Below are 22,665 nucleotides of genomic sequence, written 5' to 3'. Positions count from 1 at the left end.
AAGAAACTAGTGGAATGAAAGAAAAAATAGGTTTGATCAAAGGGATGAAAGTTAAGTCGAATAAATCGTTTGATGCTTACCTGATATTAAACAACAGTCATATTGAGTTAAACCCTTCACATCAAGGGTTATACCCATTGAAGAATGAATCCTTGCAATCAATTTATTGTTAGGGGGATTAAAAATGAATGAAGTGGAACTATTCGGATAGTGAAAGGTCTCAAGAAAATAGATGCTGACCTCTTATAAACTATAATTATATTTTTGATTTTCAACCAACTATTAATCGTGAACATTCCCAGATAAATAGTTCTACCCTTGTAAGTATAAACCTCACTCTATTTGGAGAAGAATGATAGAAAGGAGGTGCGCCGTGAGTTACGAGGGTTATAACCGATCTAAACAACCAGTCTTTAATAGTTTTGATGACAACATTGAATATATGAAAAAGGAGCTTGGCATCGGCGAGAGTTTTGATGCTATTCATCTCGACTTGAACTATGCCGGGCGGGATATGGGTCTGTTTTTAATTGATGGTTTTGCAAAGGATGAAATTTTGCATTACTTAATGAAGTTGCTGGCAGATCTCAACCCAGATCAACTCGAATCTGAACCATTAATGAAACTGATGAAAACCTACCTTCCGTACATTGAAATAAGTACAGAAGATGACTTGGATAAAACCGTATTCTGGGTGTTAAGCGGAGCCTCAGCGCTGGTTGTTAATGGTATTGACAAAGTCATTATAATCGATGCAAGAACCTATCCTGTTAGAAGTCCAGCGGAGCCCGATTTGGAACGCGTTACCCGCGGGTCCCGTGATGGATTTGTAGAAACGATTGTGTTCAATACTGCACTAACGAGACGGCGTGTCCGGGATCCTTCCCTTAGGATGGAGTACTTGTCGATCGGGAGACGATCCCAAACAGACATTTGTTTATCGTATATAAAGGATATTGCTGACCCCGACATTATAAAACAGATTAAGAGTTCACTTGAAGAAATTGATACAGACGGGTTGCCCATGGGTGAGAAGACGGTGGAGGAATTTATTTGTGGGCGGGGCTGGAATCCGTATCCTACTGTTCGATTCACCGAGCGTCCCGATACGGCAGCTACTCATTTATACGAGGGTCACGTGCTTGTCATGGTCGACGGTTCGCCGAGCGTAATGATTACTCCAGCTACATTCTGGCATCACTTTCAACATGCTGAAGAGTACCGGCAACGTCCGATAGTAGGCGCCTACTACCGTTTAGTGAGGTTTTTTGCCATTTTGTTGTCAATCTTTTTGACCCCGATTTGGTTCTTCTTTGCCGAAAACCAACATTTATTACCTGAAGCACTAGCTTTTATCGGACCGAAAGAATCGATTGCGATCCCGTTACTTGTTCAGCTCATTTTAGTTGAACTCGGAATGGATATGTTGAGGATGGCGACCATTCATACGTCGTCCTCGATGGCAACGGCGCTCGGTCTTGTGGCAGCAGTTATTATCGGGCAGATCGCAGTTTCCATCGGTATTTTTACAAATGAAGTTATTTTCTACATTTCAATCGTGGCTATTGGTACATTCGCAACCCCATCGTATGAATTAAGTTTGGCGAACCGTTTATTTCGATTGCTTCTCCTGCTTGTAACAGCCGCCTTTGGTTTGATCGGTTTTGTAATTGGTACCACTTTGTTGGTTCTATCCCTTGCACGGATAAAGACATTCACCATTCCATATTTGTGGCCGTTTATCCCATTTTCTTTCCGTTCGATTAGGGATGTTGTTTTGAGAGCTCCAATGCCGTTGAAAAATAGACGACCAACTGCTTTACACCCAAAAGATCCTGATCGTTAAGATTTTCCCTATATATCAAATAGATATCTTAAGCGTCTATCCTAAAGGGTAGGCGTTTTGTCTATGTTCACTCTTAGACCTATATAATTGTACGTGAATTAAAGTGAGTGATAAGAGAGAGGTTCCACAGAAAAGTAGAAAGTTATAAATTGTGTGGTACCAGTTACCACACAATTATTTGGTTTCGAGATGATAGGGATTCGTTACCGTATAAGACTTAGGGGTGGCTTTGAAACAACTCACTTTCCTGTGGGGAAACTGGCGAGCTTACTCGGGCTGCGCCCTGCGGGATCTCTCCTAGCTCCTTCTCCCGCAGGAGTTTCGTCGTTTCAAAGCCCACCCCCATTCGACATGGAAATGAACGAGCCTCTAGCACATACCTATGCTATAGAATAAATCCTCACCCCACACGATTCTCACGCATGAGGCGTTCTACTCACGAAATCTAGAAGGTCAGGGAAAGCGAGCTGTTTCCCTGACCTCCCAAACTCCATACGACAAACGGAACCTCTTGTTATTAAACAACAGTGGGATTTAAAGGAATAAGATAAGTAATCTGCCTAATAAATAAATCGATACTTTTTGTATAAAATCAACAACTAGATTTACAATCCACATCAAAGATCACAATAATAATACACACGCTAATTTCAATGTGAAGTAACGTGTGTATTGATATTTTATTTAAATTTTTGACCGGTGAAGTAAAACCGTTAGAAGAAAGTAAGTTACCTCGGTTTGTTTTTTAATTCCTCTCTGTCTAAACTGGATGGAGGTTTTTCCATCCAACCATTTTTAATTAATAATTTTGCTCCCTCATTTATATATTGAGCAGTCTCTAATAATAGTTTTGAATAATTAACTCCTAAGTCCTTTCTTATACTTGCACTCAAGGCCGTCCCATAATCAGCGATTCCAACTGCACCTATCATATTTGTATGGAAAAGTAATAGTTTATCTGAGAATGGAGCTGTTGTTGATTCAGTGATTTCCCCATCCCATGTAGATGGATAAGATGTATCATCCTTCTTTAAAGTTTCTAAAAATATCGTTACCTGGTTTGCACTTATATCATAACCTTTTTTAAAATAATCACGTAGCTTTTGAGATTGAGCCACTTGACTGAAGCCTAATAGTAAAGTTTTCCCGACATTATTTACTTCAATATTTGTTCCTAAGTGGGCAATTTCTACATTAAGTAATGGCCTTTTCTCGCCAAAGAATCCACCTAAAAAACTATCATCCTCAACATACGATACTTTTGTTGGATAGGACGTATAAGGTGGCCTTACATAAACTCCTTTTTCTAATGATAAATCAGAGACCATATCAAATAATTTATCCGTTTGATCTAAGAACTTTTTAAATAAAGTTCTTAAATCTTTTCTCGTGGATATTGCTTTAGCTAAAGCGTATGTTGATAAGCCTGTTCTTCCCATGTATTCAAGGTACCTAAGGTAAAAAGTGTCTGACCATAGTTTTTGAGCGTTTAAGTCAACGTCCTGTTCATTAAACCCATTAGGAATGGGGATTTTTTCATTATTGAAAATTGATGTGATTTCTTTGAGGTGATCTTTTGAAATGGACAAAGCATATTCCAATATGGGGTTTGTTTCAGGAGTTTGATTTGTTGCCAAGAAATGCTTTAAAACACAGATAGAGAGTGTATCTGAAATGTATGTATTCCATAAAGTTGCTTGCTCTGAAGAGGTTAATTTTGCGTTATGAGAAACATTCATCTTATACGCTCCTTCCTGATTTACGTTATATAATCCTTTTCATCTATTAGATATTATTTCAATTACGAGTCAGAACTATTCAAAATCGCAGAAATAACGTTTGTTGCTGATTTCTTTATAAGGAAGTTGTTTCTCTGACTCCGTTAAAACATTGTTCGTTACCGTATAAGACTGAAGGGGTGGCTTTGAAACAACTCGCTTTCCTGCGGGGAACTTGGCAAGCCTCCTCGGTCGTTGTCACTCCCTGTGGGGTCTTGCCTAGCTCCTTCTCCCGCGGGAGTCTCGTCGTTTCAAAGCCACCCCATTCGACATGGAAATGAACGAACCCCTGGCCTCACGTGAAGTAGCGCATCCGATGCTGCCATTCTCCTTACGAAAGCAAGAGGGGCCGGGAAATTACGAGACTCCACATTTAAAAGCGGAGGTGCCTAATTGTTTGGTACCTGGTACCAAACAATTAGGCAGTTATCAGGATGACTCGATTCGGATATGATAGGAATTCGTTACCGTATAAGACTGAGGGGTGGATTTGAAACAACTCGCTTTCCTGGTGTTCTCCTTACGAAAGCAAGAAGGTCCGGGAAAATATGATCAGTTTGTCTAATCTTGTTTAAAATTCACGCCCTATGTCCATCATAAATAATAAAGTCATGTGACGAGGACGTGCCAATGAATATTTGGAATCGCTATAAGAATCGATCGAAAAAACAAACGACAAAAGATCAAGAACCAACGACGGAGAAAGTAAGCGCTCTCGATCAAAATATACGTGTTAACTTAAATAAATTGAAGGAAGAACTTGGCGATAGCGGTGATTTAGTTATTCGTCAATTTGAGTTGGGCGCAGCACCTTCCACACAGACAGCTGTGATTTATATAAGTGGGTTAGTGGATGAGAAAAGCGTCAACGAATTTGTCACAGCTTCTTTAAAAGTTGAATCTTCCTTAGAGGGGAAATCTCAGGAACTTACACAACAAAACGTGTTTGATTTTATTAAAGGTCATGCCCTTTCCGTTGAAAAGGTCGAGATGAAGACAGACTGGAATGAATTCCTATTATCGGTTTTGTCTGGTTATACAGCCATTCTTGTTGACGGTTATGATGAGGCCATTATTGGAAACACAATAGGTGGTGAAACACGCGGGGTTACCGAACCGACCACAGAACTCACGATTCGGGGCCCGAAGATCTCATTTACAGAATCCATTGGTACAAATGTAGCTATGGTACGTCGGTACCTCAAAAATCCCAATTTACGATTTGAGACGATGCAAATTGGAAGCATAAGCCAAACAGACGTTGCTATTATGTACATAAAAGGAATTGCGAATGAGAAGGTCTTTCGAGAAATAAAACAACGTCTGAACAAGATTGAAGTCGAGGACATTCTCGATTCTGGATATATTGAACAGTATATTGAGGATGAAACCTTTACATTGTTTCCAACGATCTACAATACAGAACGTCCGGATGCGGTTGTAGGGAATTTACTAGAAGGACGGATTGCAATTATAGTGGACGGGACGCCTTACGTTTTAGTGGCCCCCGCTTTATTTATCCAGTTTTTTCAAACCCCTTCCGATTATTATCAAAACTTTTTTATTGGTTCATTTTTACGATTTTTAAGGATAAGCACATTTGCCATTACTTTATTCACACCTTCCCTTTATATTGCTTTAACGACTTTTCATCCACAGATGATTCCTACATCTCTTTTAATCAGCTTGGCTGCCCAACAAGAAGGTGTGCCTTTTCCGCTGTTTATCGAGGTATTGATTATGGAGTTCACGTTTGAAATTATCCGTGAAGCCGGCCTTCGGATGCCGCGTGCCGTGGGGCAAGCAGTTTCTATTGTTGGTGGTCTTGTTCTTGGTCAGGCTGCCGTGCAAGCGGGCATTGTTTCTGCGGCAACAATTATTGTTGTGGCACTGACAGGGATTTCAAGCTTTGCGATCCCTTCTTACAATATGGCGGTGGCTCCACGACTTCTACGGTTTTTAATGATGTTTTTAGCTGGAAGCTTCGGTCTATATGGTGTTTCAATGGCCTTGTTTATTCTCGTTGCTCACTTAAGCAGTTTGCGTTCTTTTGGGATTCCTTATTTAACTCCTTTTGCACCGTTTGTATGGTCGGATATCAAGGATACCATCATCCGTCAGCCTTTATGGACGATGATCTTTCGTCCACGACTAACCAGCCAACAAAATGGTAAAAGGCAGGATAAAGGGCAAAAGCCAGGTCCGCCAGATTCCGATAATCCATACGTAAAGAAAGAATAGGGTGATGAGATGATACGCATATTTTCTCTATTATGGCTTTTGTCGCTGATTCTATTAGCGGGCTGTTGGGATCAAAACGAATTGGAAGAAGTGGCGTTGGTGATGGGGATGGGGATCGATAAGACAGAGGATGACTTATACCATGTCTCGTTCCAAGTTGTGAATCCAGGGCAAGTAACTGGTGGAGAAATGACGAAAGGTGGTGAGGGGACAGCGGTTACCACCTACAGTGAAAAGGGAAAAACCTTATTTGAAACCGTACGAAAAATTTCAAAGAAAGTACCGCGTAATCTTAGTTTCTCGCACATGGTTGTGCTGATCATCAGCGAAGATTTAGTAAAAGAACAGGGTCTTCTTGAAGTGATGGATTTTACCGAGAGATATTATGGGTTTCGCTCAACAGCACTTGTTCTCCTGGCAAGGGATGGAAAAGCAGAACCCATCTTAAGCATTCTTAATCCACTGGAAAGGATACCGGCCATGAAGATTCAGGAAACCTTAATCCAAACAGCGGAAGTGTGGGGGGAAAACCCTGAGCAAAATATCAATGATGTGATTCGAACATTGTCGAATAAAAGTAAAGGGGGTTCATTAAATGGAATTACCCTCGTCGGAAATAAAGAAGAAGGACAAAAGACATCTAAAAATCAACAAGCGGTGCCCACTACCTTTGTTGAAATTAACGGAGTAGCTCTTTTAAAAGATGGAAAGCTGGAAAGTTGGATGGATGATAAGGAAGCTCGTGGTGTATCATGGGTTCAAAATGAGATTCAAAAAACAGTCGTCACAGCTCAATGCGAGAAAAATGAACAAGAGATGGCTGTGGAAGTTCGACAATCGAATACAAAGCTGAAGGCAACAATGAGTCAAGGGAAGCCGGAGATCACATTAAACATACGGGCGGAAGGTCCATTGGAGGAAGTAGCGTGTCCGATTGACCTAACCAAGCCTGAAGTCATCTTTGACCTCAATAACAAATTTGCGTCAGCTATTAAACAAGAAGTGACCAAATCTATAAAGCTCGCTCAAGAACAAAAAAACGATGTCTTTGGTTTTGGAGATGCGGTCAATAGGAGCCATCCAAAAGAGTGGAAAAAGATAGAGGGAGAGTGGCCGGACACATTTGCTGACATGAACGTCCAAGTGAATGTTGAATTTTTCATCCGTGGTACAGGGTTAAGGACAAAACCTCTAATATTGGATAAAAAATAAAAGTGTTGGATTAGGGGGCAGAGGATTGACACCATGATTTAACACAGCTTCTTGATGGTACAAAAGGGGAGGTGTTGGTGATTATGGAAAAAGCCAAAGTGAATGGCTGGCAGTTGTTTGTATTAATGTTTTTATTTGAACTTGGCACAGCCATTGTAGTTAGTCCAGGGATGGGTGCGAAAAAGGACGCCTGGCTAGCCGTTTTATTAGGGTTGATCGTTGGCTTACTACTTTTTTTGGTATATTATGCACTTTATCGCCTTTATCCCGATCTTTCCTTGATAGGATACGCGAAGAAAATCCTTGGTAAATATATGGGGGGCGTTATCGGAATCCTGTATCTTTTTTACTTTCTCTATATTGCAGTGAGGGATTTACGCGACTTTGGTGAGCTATTGACTACATCTACGTATACTTACACACCGTTGTTTGTGATCAACACCATAATGATTCTAACGATTGCTTTTGTATTGTGGCACGGGATCGAGGTACTCGCAAGAACGGGGGAAATCTTCTTTGCCGTTCTAATGCTTATCGGAGTCGTGGGGACAACCATGGTCCTTGTTTCTGGTCAGATCGATGTCAATCAGTTACGTCCTATCTTGGAGGATGGTTGGGGCCCGGTGTTGAGTACACTGCCCGTTACCTCTACAGTTCCATTTGGGGAGATGATCGTGTTTACCATGTTACTTCCTTATCTAAACCGTCCTCAAATAGGGATCAGGGTGGGGTGGTCAGCCATGAGCTTTAGTGGAATCCTGTTGATATGGGTTGTGTCCATGGAGATTACTATTCTTGGGGTTTATATAGCTACCCGGTCAGCTTTCCCCTTGTTGACGGCTATCGGACTGATTGATATGGCGGGGCTGTTCCAACGTTTAGATGTTGCTGTTGTCTTGACACTTATGATCGGTGGCTTTTTTAAGATCGCCATCTTTTTATATGCGGCGCTTATAAGTGCTACCGAATTGTTCCGCGTTTCAAAATATACTCGGTTAATTTTTCCGTTCAGTATGATCGTTTTACTTTCATCAATGACCGTGGCGGATAATTTTGTTCATCACCTCGAAGAGGGTCATGAAACTCTTACTGTATATGTTAATCCTCCTGTTCAACTGGGAATTCCGTTACTTTTACTGGCCGTTGCCTTGATTCGAAAGTACTTTAAGTCTTCTTAGATTTGTGCTTTTTTCTGAAGGATAAAATGATTGGGTAGGCTAAGGTACATAAAGTTAATATGATCAAAAGTAAATATTCGAAAGGTTTCATCACCCAAAAGGGATTGAACATATTGATTATCGTTTCACTTTTTTGAATCCCCGTTAACAGATCCATACCAAGGTTAACCAATAACATACCAACACTCGTAAAAAGGAAAATGATAATGATTTTCATACTTAAACTCCTTCGTTTTTTTATTATTATGTATGGTGGAATGGAAATCTATCCAATGTTGCGCCATTGTTATTGGACTTTCACATTTAGCAGTTAAAAAGGATGAAGGAATGATTTATCATCTGTTCCTTTAAATCAATTTGAGATTAGTCGTAACTCCTGGAAAGTAAGGTAGGATATCTTTGATTCAAAAGGAGGTGCTGATGGTATGGAAAAAGCTAAAATGAGCGGCTGGCAGCTGTTTGTATTAATGTTATTGTTTGAACTTGGCACAGCCATTGTAGTTAGTCCAGGGATTAGCGCTAAAAAGGATGCCTGGCTAGCCGTATTATTGGGATTGATCGTTGGCTTACTAATTTTTCTTGTCTATTATGCACTTTTTCGCCTTTATCCTGACCTTTCTCTGATAGGGTACACGAAGAAAATTCTCGGTAAGTATGTAGGGGGAGTTATCGGGATATTGTACCTTTTTTACTTTCTCTATATTGCAGTGAGGGATCTGCGTGACTTTGGTGAACTATTGTCAGCATCTACGTATACCTACACGCCTTTATTTGTGATTAACGCAATAATGATTCTAACGATTGCTTACGTATTGTGGCACGGGATCGAGGTGCTCGCAAGAACGGGAGAAATTTTCTTCGTCATCTTAATGCTTATCGGAGTCGTGGGGACAACCATGGTCCTTGTTTCTGGTAGGATTGATGTCAACCAGTTACGTCCGATCTTGGAGGAAGGTTGGGGACCTGTGTTGAGTGCACTGCCCGTTACATCTACGTTTCCGTTTGGGGAAATGATCGTGTTCACCATGTTACTTCCTTATTTAAACCGACCTCAAATAGGCATAAGAGTGGGGTGGTCAGCTATGGGTATTAGTGGAATTCTGTTAATTTGGGTTGTGGCCATGGAGATAGCTGTACTCGGTGTTCATATAGCCAGTCGAACAGCTTTTCCTTTGTTGTCAGCGATCGGTTTAATTGATATGACCGGGCTGTTCCAACGTTTAGATGTCGCTGTTGTATTGACACTCATGATTGGTGGTTTTTTTAAGATCGCTATCTTTTTTTATGCAGCGCTTATAAGTGCTACCGAACTGTTTAAAGTTTCAAAATATAATCGATTAATTTTTCCGTTCAGTATTATCATTTTAATTTCCTCGATGACAGTGGCAAATAATTTTGTTGATCACATCAAGGAGGGTCTAGAAATCGTTCCTTATTATGTTTCTCTTCCATTTCAGATGGGAATTCCGTTACTTTTACTCGCGATCGCATGGATTCGAAAGCGCTTTAAGTCTCGTTAAGATTTATACTTTTTTTGAAAGATAAAATGCTTAGGGCAGCTTAGGTACATAAAGTTAATGAATGAAATTGCGAAAAGTGAATTATAAAGGACTCAGCTAAGGCTGAGTCCTTTAGTTGTTGTAGAGAATGATTTTAAAGAGCTGCTTCTTTTGAAATCAGTTTCTTTTTATTAGATTTTTTGACGGACTCTTGAACTATAATAACGGAAGCAATAACCATAACTATGCCAATATATTGCCATATGTTTAATTTTTCTTGGAAAACTAGAAACCCCATTATGGATGCAACTACGGGCTCGATGGTTGCTATTATAGACGCTTTACTAGATTCAATTGTATTTAATCCTTTTGTATAAAAAATGAATGGCAGCATAGTTGAAAGGAAGCCAAGGCCTATTATATAACCCCATACAGTTATACCTGAAAATAGAGGAATAACTGACCACAATCCACTAAAGGGAATTACCGCAATTGTTGCAAACAAAAATGTATAAACAGTAACGGTTAAAGAGTTATACTTTCTAAGGGCGAATTTCCCGAATATACTGTAAAGTGCATAAAAAAGTCCCGAACCAAGCCCGAGAACCAACCCATATAAAGAAATTGACTCATTGGCATTTGGTAATATGCCAATAACAAACGTGCAACCGATAAAAGTTACAAATAAAGCTAAGAGTTTTCGGATCGTTAGTGGTTCTTTAAATATCAACCTTGAGAAAATAGTCACAAAGGCAGGTGCCGTATAAAGAAGTATGGAGGCAACTGAAATAGAGGTTTCATCAATTGCACTAAACAGACACCAATTAAAAAAAACAATACTTATGATTCCGGTACCTACAAAGTATTTGCTATCAGTGATTTTGATTTTAAAGAGCTTACGATTCTTAAAAAGAACATATAATACGAGAAACAGGGTTGCGGTTAAAACACGCATTGTAACTACTTGTGTTGGGGTAAAACCGATTTCATAAAGGTAAGTTACAAATATGCCGATAACTCCCCATAACGATGCTCCTACACCTATAAATAGTAATGCTGATTTATTTTCTATCGGTGTCACCCCCAATACCTTAATACGTTGTATGATAACAAAGGTTGGGAATAATGAATATATCTTTACTTAAAATCTCTATAAAATTGTCTGAAAAGCTTATTTCTACTTTTCCTTCCTTTTATGTTTAGGGATGGCTAACTTTCTAAAATTAGCTGCTAGTTCCTGTAATTGCGTTGTTAACTGTTCTCCTTTCATTGGTAGTCCGTGTCCCGGTAAAACCATTTCCGGATTCAGTGCGGCTAGTTTTTTTACCGACTCCTCAGCTCTCTGCCAATTATGAGTGTAGTGGGCAGGAGGGCCGTGTATTTTTTGGCTTTGAAGGACTAAAGACATAACGGATTCTTCTTTTACAGTTATAATTGCATCACCTGAAATAAGTGTTTTATCTCGCTCTCGAAAAAGTGAAATATGGCCTGGTGTATGACCGGGTGTGTGAATGTACGTCCATTCCTCTAATAAAGGAATTTCTCCATTTCCAGGAAGTACAGTAACCCATTTACTTAGGTCTACAGGAGCTGTCGGGAAAAAAGGCGAGAATAAAGCAGCTAACCCACCACCCACAGTTGAATCTCCAACGGGATAGGATCGTGTTCCATCTACATAATTCAATTCATCGGGGTGGACATAGATGGGAATATTCCAATGCTTGGCAAGATCCTTTGCAGATCCGACATGATCGAAGTGCCCGTGGGTCAGAATGATGGCTTTAGGGGGGATGTCACCGAACCGCTTTTTACAAGCCTCAATTATACGATTACAATAATGAATGGGTCCCGTGTCAATTAGAACCCATTCTTTACTTTCAGGCTCCCCAATCATCCATATATTTGCGATCAAAGTTCGGTAGAAGGCCACATCTTCGAGTACTCCTGCTGGTTCTGCATGATCAAAGCATAATACTTCTGATTGTTTATCGATCTCTTTATCCATAAAGTATCGGCCTCCTTTTTTATTAATTTGCTTCATAACAGCAATACTTATTCGGGAAGCGTGGGGACGGTTCTCGTGCTTCCTCTCTGCAGGAAGCAAAGGGACGGTTCTCAAGCTTCCTACCGCTTAAAAAGCCCCAAAAAATCTTTTTCACAAGGAAAAACTCCATTTTTCTTGCCATCGAAACTGCCTAAAATTGAAATACACCTATTAGAGCTCTATAAGAATAACGTGTAAACTAATCAAACGATAGCGTGGATTTCCCAGAAGATGACGGAAGGTGATAAGATGCCGCGAAGAAGAAGGATGAAGAGCTGTAGTGGAATCTATCATGTGATTCTGCGCGGAGCGAATAGACAGGAAATTTTCCATAGTAACGAGGACCGAATGCGCTTTTTAGATACGCTGTTGAAATATAAAATACGGACATCAATGCAAGTATACGCCTGGTGTCTGATGGATAACCATCTTCATCTGCTTTTGAAGGAAGGAAACGAAAGTATTTCGCACGTCATGAAGCGGATCGGGATCAGTTTTGCCCATTATTATAACTGGACATATCGGACGACAGGCCATCTGTTTCAGGATCGTTTCCGGAGTGAGCAGGTGGAGGACCCCCGTTATTTTTTGACGGTTGTTCGATATATTCACAATAACCCGGTAAAAGCAGGGATGGCCAGCTGTCCCGAAAAATTTCACTGGAGCAGCTGTTGTGGGTATTACAACAAGAATGTTGATCCACCGGGGCTTCTGGATGAAGCATTTGTATTGGAAATGTTTTCTCACGACAAAACGATGTCTCGGGAAGCCTTCCGGGAATTCAACGAGAAAAGCAATACGGATGAGTGTCTGAGGCCTTTTAGCAATAAGCATCCGAGATTAACAGACGCGGAGGCACGGGTGAAAATTATTCAGGTGCTTGGCACGATCTCGATTCCCCAAGTGAAGAGTCTGCCGAGAGAGGAGAGGAATCCGATTTTGAAGAGAGTGAAAAAGATAGAGGGAGTATCGCTACGTCAAGCTGCACGAATTCTTGGTGTTTCCCCGAATTTGCTTTTTAAAGCTTGAGAACGAAGGAAGCATAAGAACCGTCCCCACGCTTCAGTAACCTTTCACCTGTTTACTATGATATTTGAACAGATTTTCATTTCCCCCCTAAATAAATCAAAATAGCGTCCCGTAAAAATCTAGTTCCACCTTTAATTACCTTGTCATAGTAAGCAGTGAAGCGTTCATCTGCAACATACATTTCTGCGAGACCGGCATGTGCTTCTTTAGAATAGCTATTCCATGAATACATTAACCAATCTTTATGCTTAGCAGCAAGTTCTTGTGCTTCTCGCGATGCTGGGTCTCCTGATTTGTATGCCTTTTCCAGTACAGAAAATATTTCTTTTTCTAATTCCATCATTGCCTGGTAGTCTTCTTGAGACATACCTTTTAGCTTGGCATTATTTTCATCTATCGTTGCATCGCCATATTTGTTACGAATCTCTTTTCCGTATTTCTCTTCATTTTTTTCAATCATTTTCTCCTTGAATCCTTCAAATTTATCTTTGTCCTGCATGGAGATTCCTCCTTCTTTGCTTTCGATAGTTTTTTCTACAGTCGCGATGATTTTATTAAGACGTGAACGTTTCTTCTTTAGTTTATCGTAGTGATTTTTCAAGGATTTTGTTTGATCAAAACCTGTTTGATGGATGATTCCAATAATATCTTCCAGGCTGACTTCTAATTCACGATAGAATAAGATTTGCTGAAGCAGATCTACTTCTTTTTGTCCATAAATCCGATAGCCAGACGAATTTATTCTTGCTGGTTTAAGCAATCCAATTTGATCATAGTAACGAATTGTGCGGCTGCTTACACCCGATAGTTGCGCCATTTTGTTAACTGTATATTCCATAACTTAGCCTCCTGATATTTAATATCATAAACCTTTACGTTGCGTAAAACTCAATAGGTTTATCTAATTAATTTTCGCTTATCTTAATTGTGTGGTACCAGGTACCACACAATTAAAGCTTGCCTCTTGTCCGAATAGGAGGGCAGATGTCCGGAAAAGCTCGCGTCTTGTCCGAATAAGAGAGCAGGTGTCCGGAAAAGCATGCCTAATGTACGGATTGGGCGGGAGGTTGTCAGAGATTGCAACGGCAACCACCGGGACTTCTTTAAACGAAGTTAAAAGTCTGGGAATCGTCTTTAACAAAAATGACCGACTAATGGGGACAGGAACGATGGCTTCAGTGCCACCGCGTCTGTCCCCTCGGTCTTTTTCTCTTGTAGAAAGGAGCACGAGAACCGTCCCCGCGCTTCCACCGCTTCCCACTAAACATGCTTAGGGTGATGAAAAACTTTTCTCATCGGTGTTTGCTGCTTAAGGTAAGGCATCACCCATCTGTCTAATCCATATTTACCCGCGTTCGCCCCAGCTACAATTAAGAAGATAGTCAGGATCACCATTTGCGGATTTGTGCTCGTTGTACCACTGAGTAGGAAGGCGAAGTTCATCATTATACCAGCAAGCGCTGCAAAGTTTGTAAACAACCCGAGGATAAGTGCGATGCCGACAAGAACCTCTCCCCACATGACGAGAAATGTGAATAGTTCATGGTTTGGCAAAGCCACCGTTTCTAAGAATGTTGCCCACCAAGGCTGGACGGCTGGATGAGCGCCTTGTGCATTACCAATTGCTCCTTGTAAGAACCCGCTCGTATCAAAACCACCTGTTACCTTTCCTATGCCTGCCGTAAGCCAAGTGTATCCAAGATAAATCCGTATGATTGCCAATACCATTGCCACTTTGTCGTTGTTTCTGAGCCATTGATTCATTATTCTCAACTCCCTTAAAGTTTGTTCACCATTTCACATGATGTGATATGAGTGATGTTTTTCTTTACACTTTAAGTATATAGGGGATAAGCATTTATTTCCATAGTTTGTGAATGTATTCACAAATCGTACATATCTTTGTGTCTGAATTATGAAAAGAGTAGAAGGACAGGTTCATGGACTTCCAAGTCCATGAACCTGTCCTTCAGATGGTGTTTATTACATTAGGGAATATGCATAACCAACTCAAATAAAAAAACAACGAAACTGCTAAATCATTACAGCAATCATGCACGGTAAATCCACTATTGTAGAATTGAAACAACCTTGACGAGTCTTAAAACGGAAGCGTTCTATAAATCATCCGTAGTCCCCGGTGTCCCCTGGGCTTTCTTCCTTTGAGCCTCAGGAAGCACGAGAACCGTCCCCCTGCTTTCTGGACTGCTTGACGCTAAGTACGGTGATCGTAACCAGAATGAGCACCATTCCAAGAATTTGAATAGTGGTTAAATGATCTCCGATAAGCAGAACACCAAATAATGAAGCTGTCACTGGCTCTACCATAGCGACCATTGAAGCAGTTGATGCGGCAGTCCATCGAATGCCAATCAAATACAATATAAATGAAATACCAGCACCTAGTAGCCCTAATAGAAGAAACCATCCTATATCGCTTGATGTCACCACAGCTGCTACTTCATCCTCGTCCGTAAATAGAAAAAGGATGAGACAAAATGAAAAAAAGGCGATGGTTAACGTGGTCTGTGGCCTACCGATAGAAGAGGCATTTTTAAACCCGAATATAAACAATGCATAGGAAAGGCCAGAAGCAAGTCCCGTTGTCGCCCCTAGAAAACTCACAGAAATTGATTCGGTGTTGTAGGCACCTGTCAGCAGAATGATCCCCATAAGTACACCAGTAATGCACCCCCATTTAAACCAAGTAGAATATTCAATCCGTAATAAAAAGGATATTAAAAGGACAAACACAGGGGCGGTGTACATTAAAGTAGCGGCCACAGCAACGCTTGAGGCTTCTATACTTATAAAATAAAAAGTGAAATTTCCGGCAACACCAATACCAGCTAACAGGGACCATACGTATAAACGAGTAGAGATAATCCAATTTTGTCTAAAGCGAAAGAGAAACCAAGCGAAAAAACATATAAATCCAACAGCACCTCGGTAAAATGAGATTACAATTGGATCCCAGCCTTTGTTCATTAAAATATCAGCAATTCCTCCACTAATGCCCCAGCATATAGCGGCTAGCATAACTAAGCCTACACCTGCATACCTCATCTTGTGCCCTCCTATAGATAAGTAATGGTAAGAATTATTGATCACTCTATTAAAGTCTAATGTGACCTTGATCACGTAATTTCAAGGATCAAACCATTCTTTTTACGCTCCTAATCGCACGTATGTTTTTTGAAAAAGGTGTTATGGGTCATTCCTTTAATTTCTCACATTTAAACCTAAATCAGCTCGCATGCAAAAAGAATAAATGAAACAACAAAGTTTAATTGAATTGTGAGTGATAAGAGGTATAACAATCTATCTATAATAAACATTACGGCAGGGGATAGAGGGAATAAGGGATCGCTTTCTACATTGAAGTAACGATGCAAGTTAGGTTAATAAGAATGAAACTTCGCGATCATACAGAACGTATAATTAAGTCAGAGAAAAATTCATTAGTAGGAGGTTTTTTATGTTTTTGGGTATTTTTTTCTTAACAGTCGGTATTTGGGGAATAACTTCACCATATTCGTGGTGGTTAATAGGAGAAAGTTGGAAAACAAAGGATGCAGACGGACCTTCAACTTTTTTTAAGAGGTCTACAAGCATTATTGGGATATTTTTTGTTGTAGTAGGTATTATTGGAATTGTAGATGCTTTTAATTAAACCATACGAGTTGAAAAGTAAAAAGAGCTCTATTTTTCCGATTTCAAGTCTTCCATATTAAACACAGCCAAATAAAAAAACCTTTACCAAAGATCTGGTAAAGGTTTAGGGATTCCTTTCATAAAAACCCTTTATCAAAGGAAAAGATATCATACATAAATAGAGGTAGGAAGTAAAATAGAGAAGGTGGGGAAGTTCTCTATTTACAAAATATATGTTTGCCGATTTTTTTGATTTGTGGTCGGGACCATATCCAATCTGAAGTAGCTGTTACCGGATTGAAATAATAAGTCGCGTTTAATGAGGGATCCCATCCATTCATTGCATCAAGTACAGCTTCTTTTGCTTGTTCATTTGGTGTCAACCATATTTGGCCATCTGATACGGCAGTAAAAGCTCGAGGTTCAAAAATAACTCCTGAAACTGAGTTCGGGAATGTAGCACTATCCACCCGATTGAGAATGACAGCAGCTACAGCAACTTGTCCTTCGTATGGTTCTCCACGTGCTTCTCCATAAACGGCGTTGGCGATTAATTGTATTTCATTTTTTGAGTATCCACCTGGGACATTTGTTGCTGTTGGTTCTGCAGGTGTATTTTGTTGGCCTGAGGGAAGATGTTTCTCATACCCTTTAGTTGCTTTAACTAATTTATCCTTAGCCTGCGGTCCTGCAAGACCATCAATATCCATTCCGAATTCATATTGAAAATTTCTTAAGGCCCAGTAAGTACCCCATCCAAACACACCATCTACAGCTCCAGTATAAAAACCTAAATGTTTTAAGCGAGCCTGTAATTCGATAACATCCTTTCCTACCGCACCTTGTTGAATGACTTGCTCCGTGAAGGCGTGAACTGGACTATGGGAGTTGAATTGTGGCACAGGTAAAATTAGAAGTGAGAACAATAAAAAAAATATCGTTATTTTTTTCCAATTCATCTCATGTACACCCCTGATTCATTCTTTTGTTTGTAAAGATATTTTTAGGAAATAAATCAAAAATATACATTTTTCAAGATGTTTTTATTTTATATTGGATTCTTTATGGAGCAACTCATTTTATTTATTCTATATTTTTAAGTATTTGACTTCTTTGGTGGATGGGAAATGATTGTATCCCATCCACCAAAGAAGTCAAACCCTCCCTTGAGATAATGGGGATTTAACGGTGTTTAACAAAAATCAACAACACTATTTAACAGAGCCATTAGTTAAAATGTTTCTTTTTACTATCAAATACTTTCCGGAATTTTACATAAACTATTGATAACAGTAAGCTGAGAAGGTGGGGGATGAGGGTGAAGCGATTTAAACTGATCATAGTGATATTGTGACTATCATTTCTGCTTTACTAGCCCTAAGAGGGAGTTGGAACTAGTGTATTATGAAAAAGATGCATCCATAACCCCCAAACTCTTAGTTTCCTACTATAAAGCGGTACAACAATTCAAAAGGAAAATCTCGTTTTTGTATGCTTTTTTCTTGAATTTAAATATTTTTAAGGAGAATGAGTATGAAGGAACGTGTAGAGTACTATTTTGTTATTACTACAATAATCATCGTTTTATTTGGTGGTATATATGTATCTGGTTTAATGACCGGAGTCGATTGGGGAAACTACAGTATACAATTTTCGTGGAATATGGTTAATATAAAAGAATTTAAGCAGATTGTAGGCGTTCAATAAGAAGGCAAGTTGGAGAAATATATTGGGGAAAGTGGCTGACTACAGCGAATGTTAATGTGCTTGCGCTGGAGGCAGGTGTTAATCTCACAGTAGCTCAATTATTTTGGATTTCTATCCACATAGGTGATATTCTTAGAATATTATGGAAAGGAGTGATTAGTTATGAGCACATCAATTCCAGAGATCACACTTAATGATGGCGTTACTTTGCCTGTTATAGGTTTTGGCACGTATAAACTAAATGGAAATGAAGGTGCCGATGCTATAAATAATGCAATTAATGCAGGTTATCGACTCATTGATACAGCTTATAATTATGAAAACGAAGGAACTGTAGGTGAAGCGGTTCGACGTAGTTCGGTTCCAAGAGAAGAGTTAAGAATTACGTCAAAGTTACCTGGTCGTTATCAAGCATACGATAAAGCTGTCACTACCATTCAAGAATCGTTATATCGTGCCAATCTGGATTATTATGATTTATATCTTATTCATTGGCCTAATCCTAATCAAGGGAACTATGTTGAAGCTTGGCAAGCATTAATCGATGCTAAAAAGTGGGGAATGATTCGTTCGATTGGTGTTTGTAACTTCTTACCTGAACATATGGAGCGTTTAGAAAAGGAAACGGGCACGAAACCAAGTATCAATCAAATAGAATTGCATCCATTTTTTAACCAGGAACATCAAAGAGTTTGGCACGAAGAGCACAACGTTAAAACAGAATCCTGGAGTCCATTAGCTCGGGCAAGTGCCGTTTTACAAAATGAAACTATTAGAAAGATTGCCAACCATCATGACAAGTCGATTTCACAAGTTATATTACGTTGGCATTATCAACTAGGGGCAGTCCCCATTCCGAAATCTACATCTCCTGAACGACAACTTGAAAATCTATCAATTTTTGATTTTTCTCTAAATGAAACAGAAATGAACATGATTTTGGAATTAACTCGTCCCGATGGTAGAATAAACGATCAAGATCCAGCTACTTACGAAGAATTTTAAAAATTTCAGATAAATCGCATGTCGGCACACCACTCTGTATATATGAGTGGTGCTTTTTTTGTATTTAAGTTCTGCAGTTATGTACGAGGTTAATTCATGAACGAACAACATGGCAGCTATGAAAAAGATCCCCTTCCACCATACTTTGTTGTAGGGCAAAGGGGGTCTTTCTAGAGCAACGGTTGAAACCTTTGTCGATAGAGCGGGTGATACAAATAATAGATAGGAAAACCAATCGTGTAAAAGTACTGAATAAGGGTGCCGGCGAAAGCAACGCCGAGTACGGTACCAAGGCCGACCGGGCCTCCGATTAGTAAGGCGGACGATGACGTAGTAAGTGCAACCGCTGTCTGACTCAAGCGTAAGCTGATGTTGAGCTTCTCAGCGATCACCAAGAATAATTGATCAACAGGTGCTCGTGGAAGCTGCGGTAAAATGTAAATCGATACGCCGAGCGCACTAAAAGTTATACCAAAAAACAGAGCCATTAGCTGAACAATAAATGGAGCGGAGGCTAAACTCATAGTACTAAAAACTATTTCTACCCAAAAGTCCAAAATTAAACTCTCTAAAACAAGGGGTAGTAAGGCTTTAATTTCGGGCTTTTGTTTCATTAACCATCCATTGACGAAAATGAAGAAGGGCTGGAAAATCGCATACCACATGCCTACGGTTAAGCCAAGTTTGTCTGAAATCCCGACAAACAAAGCGGTCTAAAACCCTGCTCCTAAGGTGGCTTTAATCAAAAGAGCGACACCAAGATAATTTACAAACATTCCAAGGATATATACCGTCATACGGTAAAGCATTTCTGACCCTCATCTTTCATGAAAATTGCCAAAGAGACGTCGTTTATATTTATCTTTCGGTAATCTTAATAGTCGTGAAGACTTAGGTCAATAGTTTATGTCTATAGTGGTAAAAGGCAGAGTTTTCTTACTTTTATCATAAGTCTTTGGTAATGAAATGTTATTGTGAGTAGTTTCGAAGAGAAGAATTATGGTTCCATTATTAGAAATATAGAAGGCTCACGGGAACGAATAATTTTTCGCGGACGAACGAGGAGATTTGGGGGATCGTCTGCGGAAAGCGACCAGTTTCCCATCCAATCTACAACACCATCCCTGATAAAAGACAAATGTGGATTTAGGAACAGTGCATGAAATCATCTCATTCATTCATACTACGATAAGAGGTGATTGGCGATGAATTTTATGTTTTTATCTTTCCTATTATTTTTTATAATGCCACAAGAAAATACGTCTGATTCATTTGTGCTTACGGATGATGGAGAAACCATTGAAACAATTCATAGATCTGATTTTACTATTCCCTACCTTGATGAAAAGTTTGTGAATCAACTTAAATTTGAGTCACTTATTGATGAATTAGACGATAAATTGGCTGAACCACCAGTAAATGCAACCATCTCTGAGGATGAAAGCATTGTTCAAGGAAAAACTGGAACGAAAGTAGATCGTACTAAAATAAGTGAATCGTTTTATCATCACTTTTATACGCGTCGTCAAGTTAAGACAGAAGTTCCGATGACACCTGTCTATCCACAAGTAGATAGTGAACTGATTGAGGAAATAAGAGTGAAACAAATTGGCAATTATGGGACGTACTTTAAAATGAACAATACAGGCAGGGTGAACAATATCTCCCTTGCGACAAAAGCGATTAATAATCATGTTATATTTCCGGGAGAACGATTTTCTTTTAACAAAGTAGTTGGAAAACGAACAAAAGAAAAAGGATACGTGCGTGCACCAGTTATTGTGAAGGGTGAGTTAGCGGAAGATATTGGTGGTGGGATTTGCCAAGTTTCCTCAACATTGTTTAATGCAGTAGATGAGGCGGGCCTTAAAATTGTGGAGCGCTATTCGCATAGTAGGAAAGTTCCCTATGTTCCAACTGGCCGGGACGCTACGGTTAGTTGGTACGGGCCAGATTTTACGTTTAAAAATGAATTTAACCAGCCTATTTTAATTCGGGCTAAATCAGTGGATGGCCAAATGATCGTTCAAATCCATTCCTCTGATCGTCTTAGGAAACAGTAATTGAGTCAACTTAAGATCTCCAAAATGTTCGCTAAGTATAAGAGGATTTTTGAGTGCAATATCGAACTTAGTGTTGAAGAGGAATCAGTAGAAAACAAAATCAATTGTAAAAGTTATTTTCCATCGTCTGAAGGGAATGGACTATCTTAGATCATCTTTAAGATGTTTTGATCAATGAGGGGGAATGAAAATGGTTTTAACCCAACAACAAAAGGAAAGGTTTATTCCAGTGACAACAGATCAACAGCGTCTGAACACTGTTCTTTCCCAACTCTCTGAGACGAAAGTCAAGATGAAAGAAAACGAAAAGGTTTATTTTGATGAGGAAAAAGATACGCGTACGGTTGAACGCTATTATAGCAATATCGATATTGAAAATAATAACGATCAGGAAATGATTCAATTATTAAGTCAGTTACTCAAACAAACCCATAAGAATGAGGTAAGATACGACCCGAGTGAGTATGTTTACCCATGGGTTGATTTAAGACCGGATGGAACCCTCACAAGTATTTATTCTGGGCAAAAAAGGTATGCAGAAGAGGTGATCAGTGAGGACTATGCAACCTCTAAAAAACGAAAAGCAGAAATAAAAAGGGCTTCGGAGTGTGATCTAGAGAGGATGGAACAGATCGAAAAGAAGTTCAAATATAATTGCGAGCATACTGTTCCCCAATCTTGGTTCAATGAGCAGGAACCGATGCGCGGCGACCTGCATCACTTATTTACCTGTGAACCTGTTTGTAATTCAATTAGAAGCAATTACCCTTATCATGATTTTTTAGATTATAATCCGGATCGATTTAAAATTAATCGAATAGAAGAAGCGTGTGGTAAAGCAGATGAGGGACGGTTTGAACCTGAATATGGGAAAGGGACAGTCGCAAGGGCCGTGCTGTATTTTTTAATAAGATATCCTGACCAAATTAAACAGGATCATAAAGAAAAAATCGATGCGCAGCTTTTACTAGATTGGCATCTGAGCTTTCTACCAGATCTTTATGAAAAGCACCGGAATCAAGCGATCTATGAAATTCAAGGGAACCGCAACCCATACATTGATTTTCCTTTCTTTAATTTTCTTGATAAACGATACTTAAAATAAATTGACAGTTTTTTAAGTATCGTTTAAAGTAACTATAAATAAAAGAGCGGAAGGGTGAACCAACTACATGAAGTACTAATCCTATTTTACGAAAACCAGAAATTGAAGGTATGGTTTGGCAGATGAACGTTACTGCTTTATTTTTGATGCCTTTAATCAAAGTTTTCAGAATAGGATTGGGATTTCTATAGTTGAACCAAAAAGGAGAAGTCTCTTTTTTTTGGTGTCCACCTATACCTATGCCTCCTATTCTGAATTAAATAGGGGGCATTTTTTTGCCCCTTAAAAAAATGGGGGCGTTTTT

20 protein-coding genes are annotated in these 22,665 nt (G+C 39.5%); 11 read left to right on the top strand and 9 right to left on the bottom strand.

Annotated elements, in window-relative coordinates; genetic code table 11:
- The first annotated feature begins 442 nt into the window (after positions 1-442).
- Complete coding sequence (locus tag ACFQIC_RS16470; RefSeq protein WP_390217501.1) at positions 443-1,846, top strand: spore germination protein; 1,404 nt, start codon at positions 443-445, stop codon at positions 1,844-1,846.
- Positions 1,847-2,574: 728 nt separating this feature from the next.
- On the opposite strand, the gene ACFQIC_RS16465 is transcribed toward ACFQIC_RS16470, so the two are convergent.
- Complete coding sequence (locus ACFQIC_RS16465; RefSeq protein ID WP_204708510.1) at positions 2,575-3,585, bottom strand: DUF3231 family protein; 1,011 nt, start codon at positions 3,583-3,585, stop codon at positions 2,575-2,577.
- Between the two features lie 669 nt (positions 3,586-4,254).
- Between ACFQIC_RS16465 and ACFQIC_RS16460 the strand changes: the two genes are divergently transcribed.
- From ACFQIC_RS16460 to ACFQIC_RS16450, 3 genes are all read left to right on the top strand, one after another.
- Positions 4,255-5,865 (top strand): spore germination protein, encoded by a 1,611-nt coding sequence (locus ACFQIC_RS16460; protein ID WP_204708509.1) that lies wholly within the window; start codon positions 4,255-4,257, stop codon positions 5,863-5,865.
- Positions 5,866-5,874: 9 nt separating this feature from the next.
- Positions 5,875-7,077 carry a Ger(x)C family spore germination protein gene (locus ACFQIC_RS16455; protein WP_204708508.1) on the top strand — a complete coding sequence of 401 codons (1,203 nt, stop codon included), beginning with the start codon at positions 5,875-5,877 and terminating at the stop codon, positions 7,075-7,077.
- A gap of 83 nt (positions 7,078-7,160) precedes the next feature.
- Positions 7,161-8,255: a GerAB/ArcD/ProY family transporter gene (locus ACFQIC_RS16450; RefSeq protein ID WP_204708507.1), complete on the top strand. Its 1,095-nt coding sequence runs from the start codon at positions 7,161-7,163 to the stop codon at positions 8,253-8,255.
- Here ACFQIC_RS16450 and ACFQIC_RS16445 read toward each other — a convergent pair.
- Positions 8,242-8,472 (bottom strand): YczF family membrane protein, encoded by a 231-nt coding sequence (locus tag ACFQIC_RS16445; protein ID WP_204708506.1) that lies wholly within the window; start codon positions 8,470-8,472, stop codon positions 8,242-8,244. The genes ACFQIC_RS16450 and ACFQIC_RS16445 overlap by 14 nt on opposite strands.
- 208 nt (positions 8,473-8,680) lie before the next feature.
- Between ACFQIC_RS16445 and ACFQIC_RS16440 the strand changes: the two genes are divergently transcribed.
- The gene (locus ACFQIC_RS16440) at positions 8,681-9,775 is read left to right on the top strand and encodes a GerAB/ArcD/ProY family transporter (RefSeq protein WP_204708505.1); all 1,095 of its coding nucleotides are present in this window, start codon (positions 8,681-8,683) and stop codon (positions 9,773-9,775) included.
- 133 nt (positions 9,776-9,908) lie between these two features.
- On the opposite strand, the gene ACFQIC_RS16435 is transcribed toward ACFQIC_RS16440, so the two are convergent.
- Together ACFQIC_RS16435 and ACFQIC_RS16430 are read right to left on the bottom strand one after the other, a co-directional pair.
- A complete protein-coding gene (locus ACFQIC_RS16435) occupies positions 9,909-10,826 on the bottom strand; it encodes a DMT family transporter (RefSeq protein WP_204708636.1) in 918 nt (305 codons plus the stop codon).
- Between the two features lie 105 nt (positions 10,827-10,931).
- Positions 10,932-11,759 carry an MBL fold metallo-hydrolase gene (locus ACFQIC_RS16430; protein ID WP_204708504.1) on the bottom strand — a complete coding sequence of 276 codons (828 nt, stop codon included), beginning with the start codon at positions 11,757-11,759 and terminating at the stop codon, positions 10,932-10,934.
- A gap of 270 nt (positions 11,760-12,029) precedes the next feature.
- Between ACFQIC_RS16430 and ACFQIC_RS16425 the strand changes: the two genes are divergently transcribed.
- Positions 12,030-12,827 (top strand): transposase, encoded by a 798-nt coding sequence (locus tag ACFQIC_RS16425; protein ID WP_390217447.1) that lies wholly within the window; start codon positions 12,030-12,032, stop codon positions 12,825-12,827.
- 76 nt (positions 12,828-12,903) lie between these two features.
- Here ACFQIC_RS16425 and ACFQIC_RS16420 read toward each other — a convergent pair whose 3' ends face one another.
- From ACFQIC_RS16420 to ACFQIC_RS16410, 3 genes are all read right to left on the bottom strand, one after another.
- A complete protein-coding gene (locus ACFQIC_RS16420) occupies positions 12,904-13,665 on the bottom strand; it encodes a MerR family transcriptional regulator (RefSeq protein ID WP_204708503.1) in 762 nt (253 codons plus the stop codon).
- Between the two features lie 422 nt (positions 13,666-14,087).
- A complete protein-coding gene (locus tag ACFQIC_RS16415; RefSeq protein ID WP_204708502.1) occupies positions 14,088-14,591 on the bottom strand; it encodes a DoxX family protein in 504 nt (167 codons plus the stop codon).
- A 405-nt stretch (positions 14,592-14,996) separates the two neighbouring features.
- Positions 14,997-15,893 carry a DMT family transporter gene (locus tag ACFQIC_RS16410; RefSeq protein WP_204708501.1) on the bottom strand — a complete coding sequence of 299 codons (897 nt, stop codon included), beginning with the start codon at positions 15,891-15,893 and terminating at the stop codon, positions 14,997-14,999.
- Between the two features lie 412 nt (positions 15,894-16,305).
- Here ACFQIC_RS16410 and ACFQIC_RS16405 point away from each other — a divergent pair, with 412 nt between their 5' ends.
- A complete protein-coding gene (locus tag ACFQIC_RS16405; protein WP_204708500.1) occupies positions 16,306-16,500 on the top strand; it encodes a DUF6199 family natural product biosynthesis protein in 195 nt (64 codons plus the stop codon).
- A gap of 199 nt (positions 16,501-16,699) precedes the next feature.
- Here the strand turns inward: ACFQIC_RS16405 and sleB are convergent, their stop codons facing one another.
- Complete coding sequence (sleB, locus tag ACFQIC_RS16400) at positions 16,700-17,440, bottom strand: spore cortex-lytic enzyme (protein ID WP_204708499.1); 741 nt, start codon at positions 17,438-17,440, stop codon at positions 16,700-16,702.
- 574 nt (positions 17,441-18,014) lie between these two features.
- Here sleB and ACFQIC_RS16395 point away from each other — a divergent pair.
- Entirely contained in the window at positions 18,015-18,188 is a 174-nt protein-coding gene (locus ACFQIC_RS16395; RefSeq protein WP_390217444.1) for a hypothetical protein, read from the top strand.
- Positions 18,189-18,350: 162 nt separating this feature from the next.
- Complete coding sequence (locus ACFQIC_RS16390) at positions 18,351-19,193, top strand: aldo/keto reductase (RefSeq protein ID WP_204708497.1); 843 nt, start codon at positions 18,351-18,353, stop codon at positions 19,191-19,193.
- A 170-nt stretch (positions 19,194-19,363) separates the two neighbouring features.
- Here the strand turns inward: ACFQIC_RS16390 and ACFQIC_RS16385 are convergent, their stop codons facing one another.
- Entirely contained in the window at positions 19,364-19,900 is a 537-nt protein-coding gene (locus tag ACFQIC_RS16385) for a YczE/YyaS/YitT family protein (RefSeq protein WP_390217442.1), read from the bottom strand.
- 498 nt (positions 19,901-20,398) lie between these two features.
- Between ACFQIC_RS16385 and ACFQIC_RS16380 the strand changes: the two genes are divergently transcribed.
- Positions 20,399-21,256, top strand: coding sequence for a VanW family protein (locus ACFQIC_RS16380; RefSeq protein WP_390217440.1), 858 nt, complete (start codon positions 20,399-20,401; stop codon positions 21,254-21,256).
- 190 nt (positions 21,257-21,446) lie between these two features.
- Positions 21,447-22,361: an endonuclease I family protein gene (locus tag ACFQIC_RS16375; protein WP_204708496.1), complete on the top strand. Its 915-nt coding sequence runs from the start codon at positions 21,447-21,449 to the stop codon at positions 22,359-22,361.
- The last annotated feature ends 304 nt before the right edge of the window (positions 22,362-22,665 follow it).

The sequence above is a fragment of the Halobacillus seohaensis genome (assembly GCF_042663045.1).
GTDB classification, from domain to species: Bacteria; Bacillota; Bacilli; order Bacillales; family Halobacillaceae; genus Halobacillus_A; species Halobacillus_A seohaensis.
Note: the sequence above shows the minus strand (reverse complement) of the source record. Positions and strands in the feature narration are given on the sequence as shown.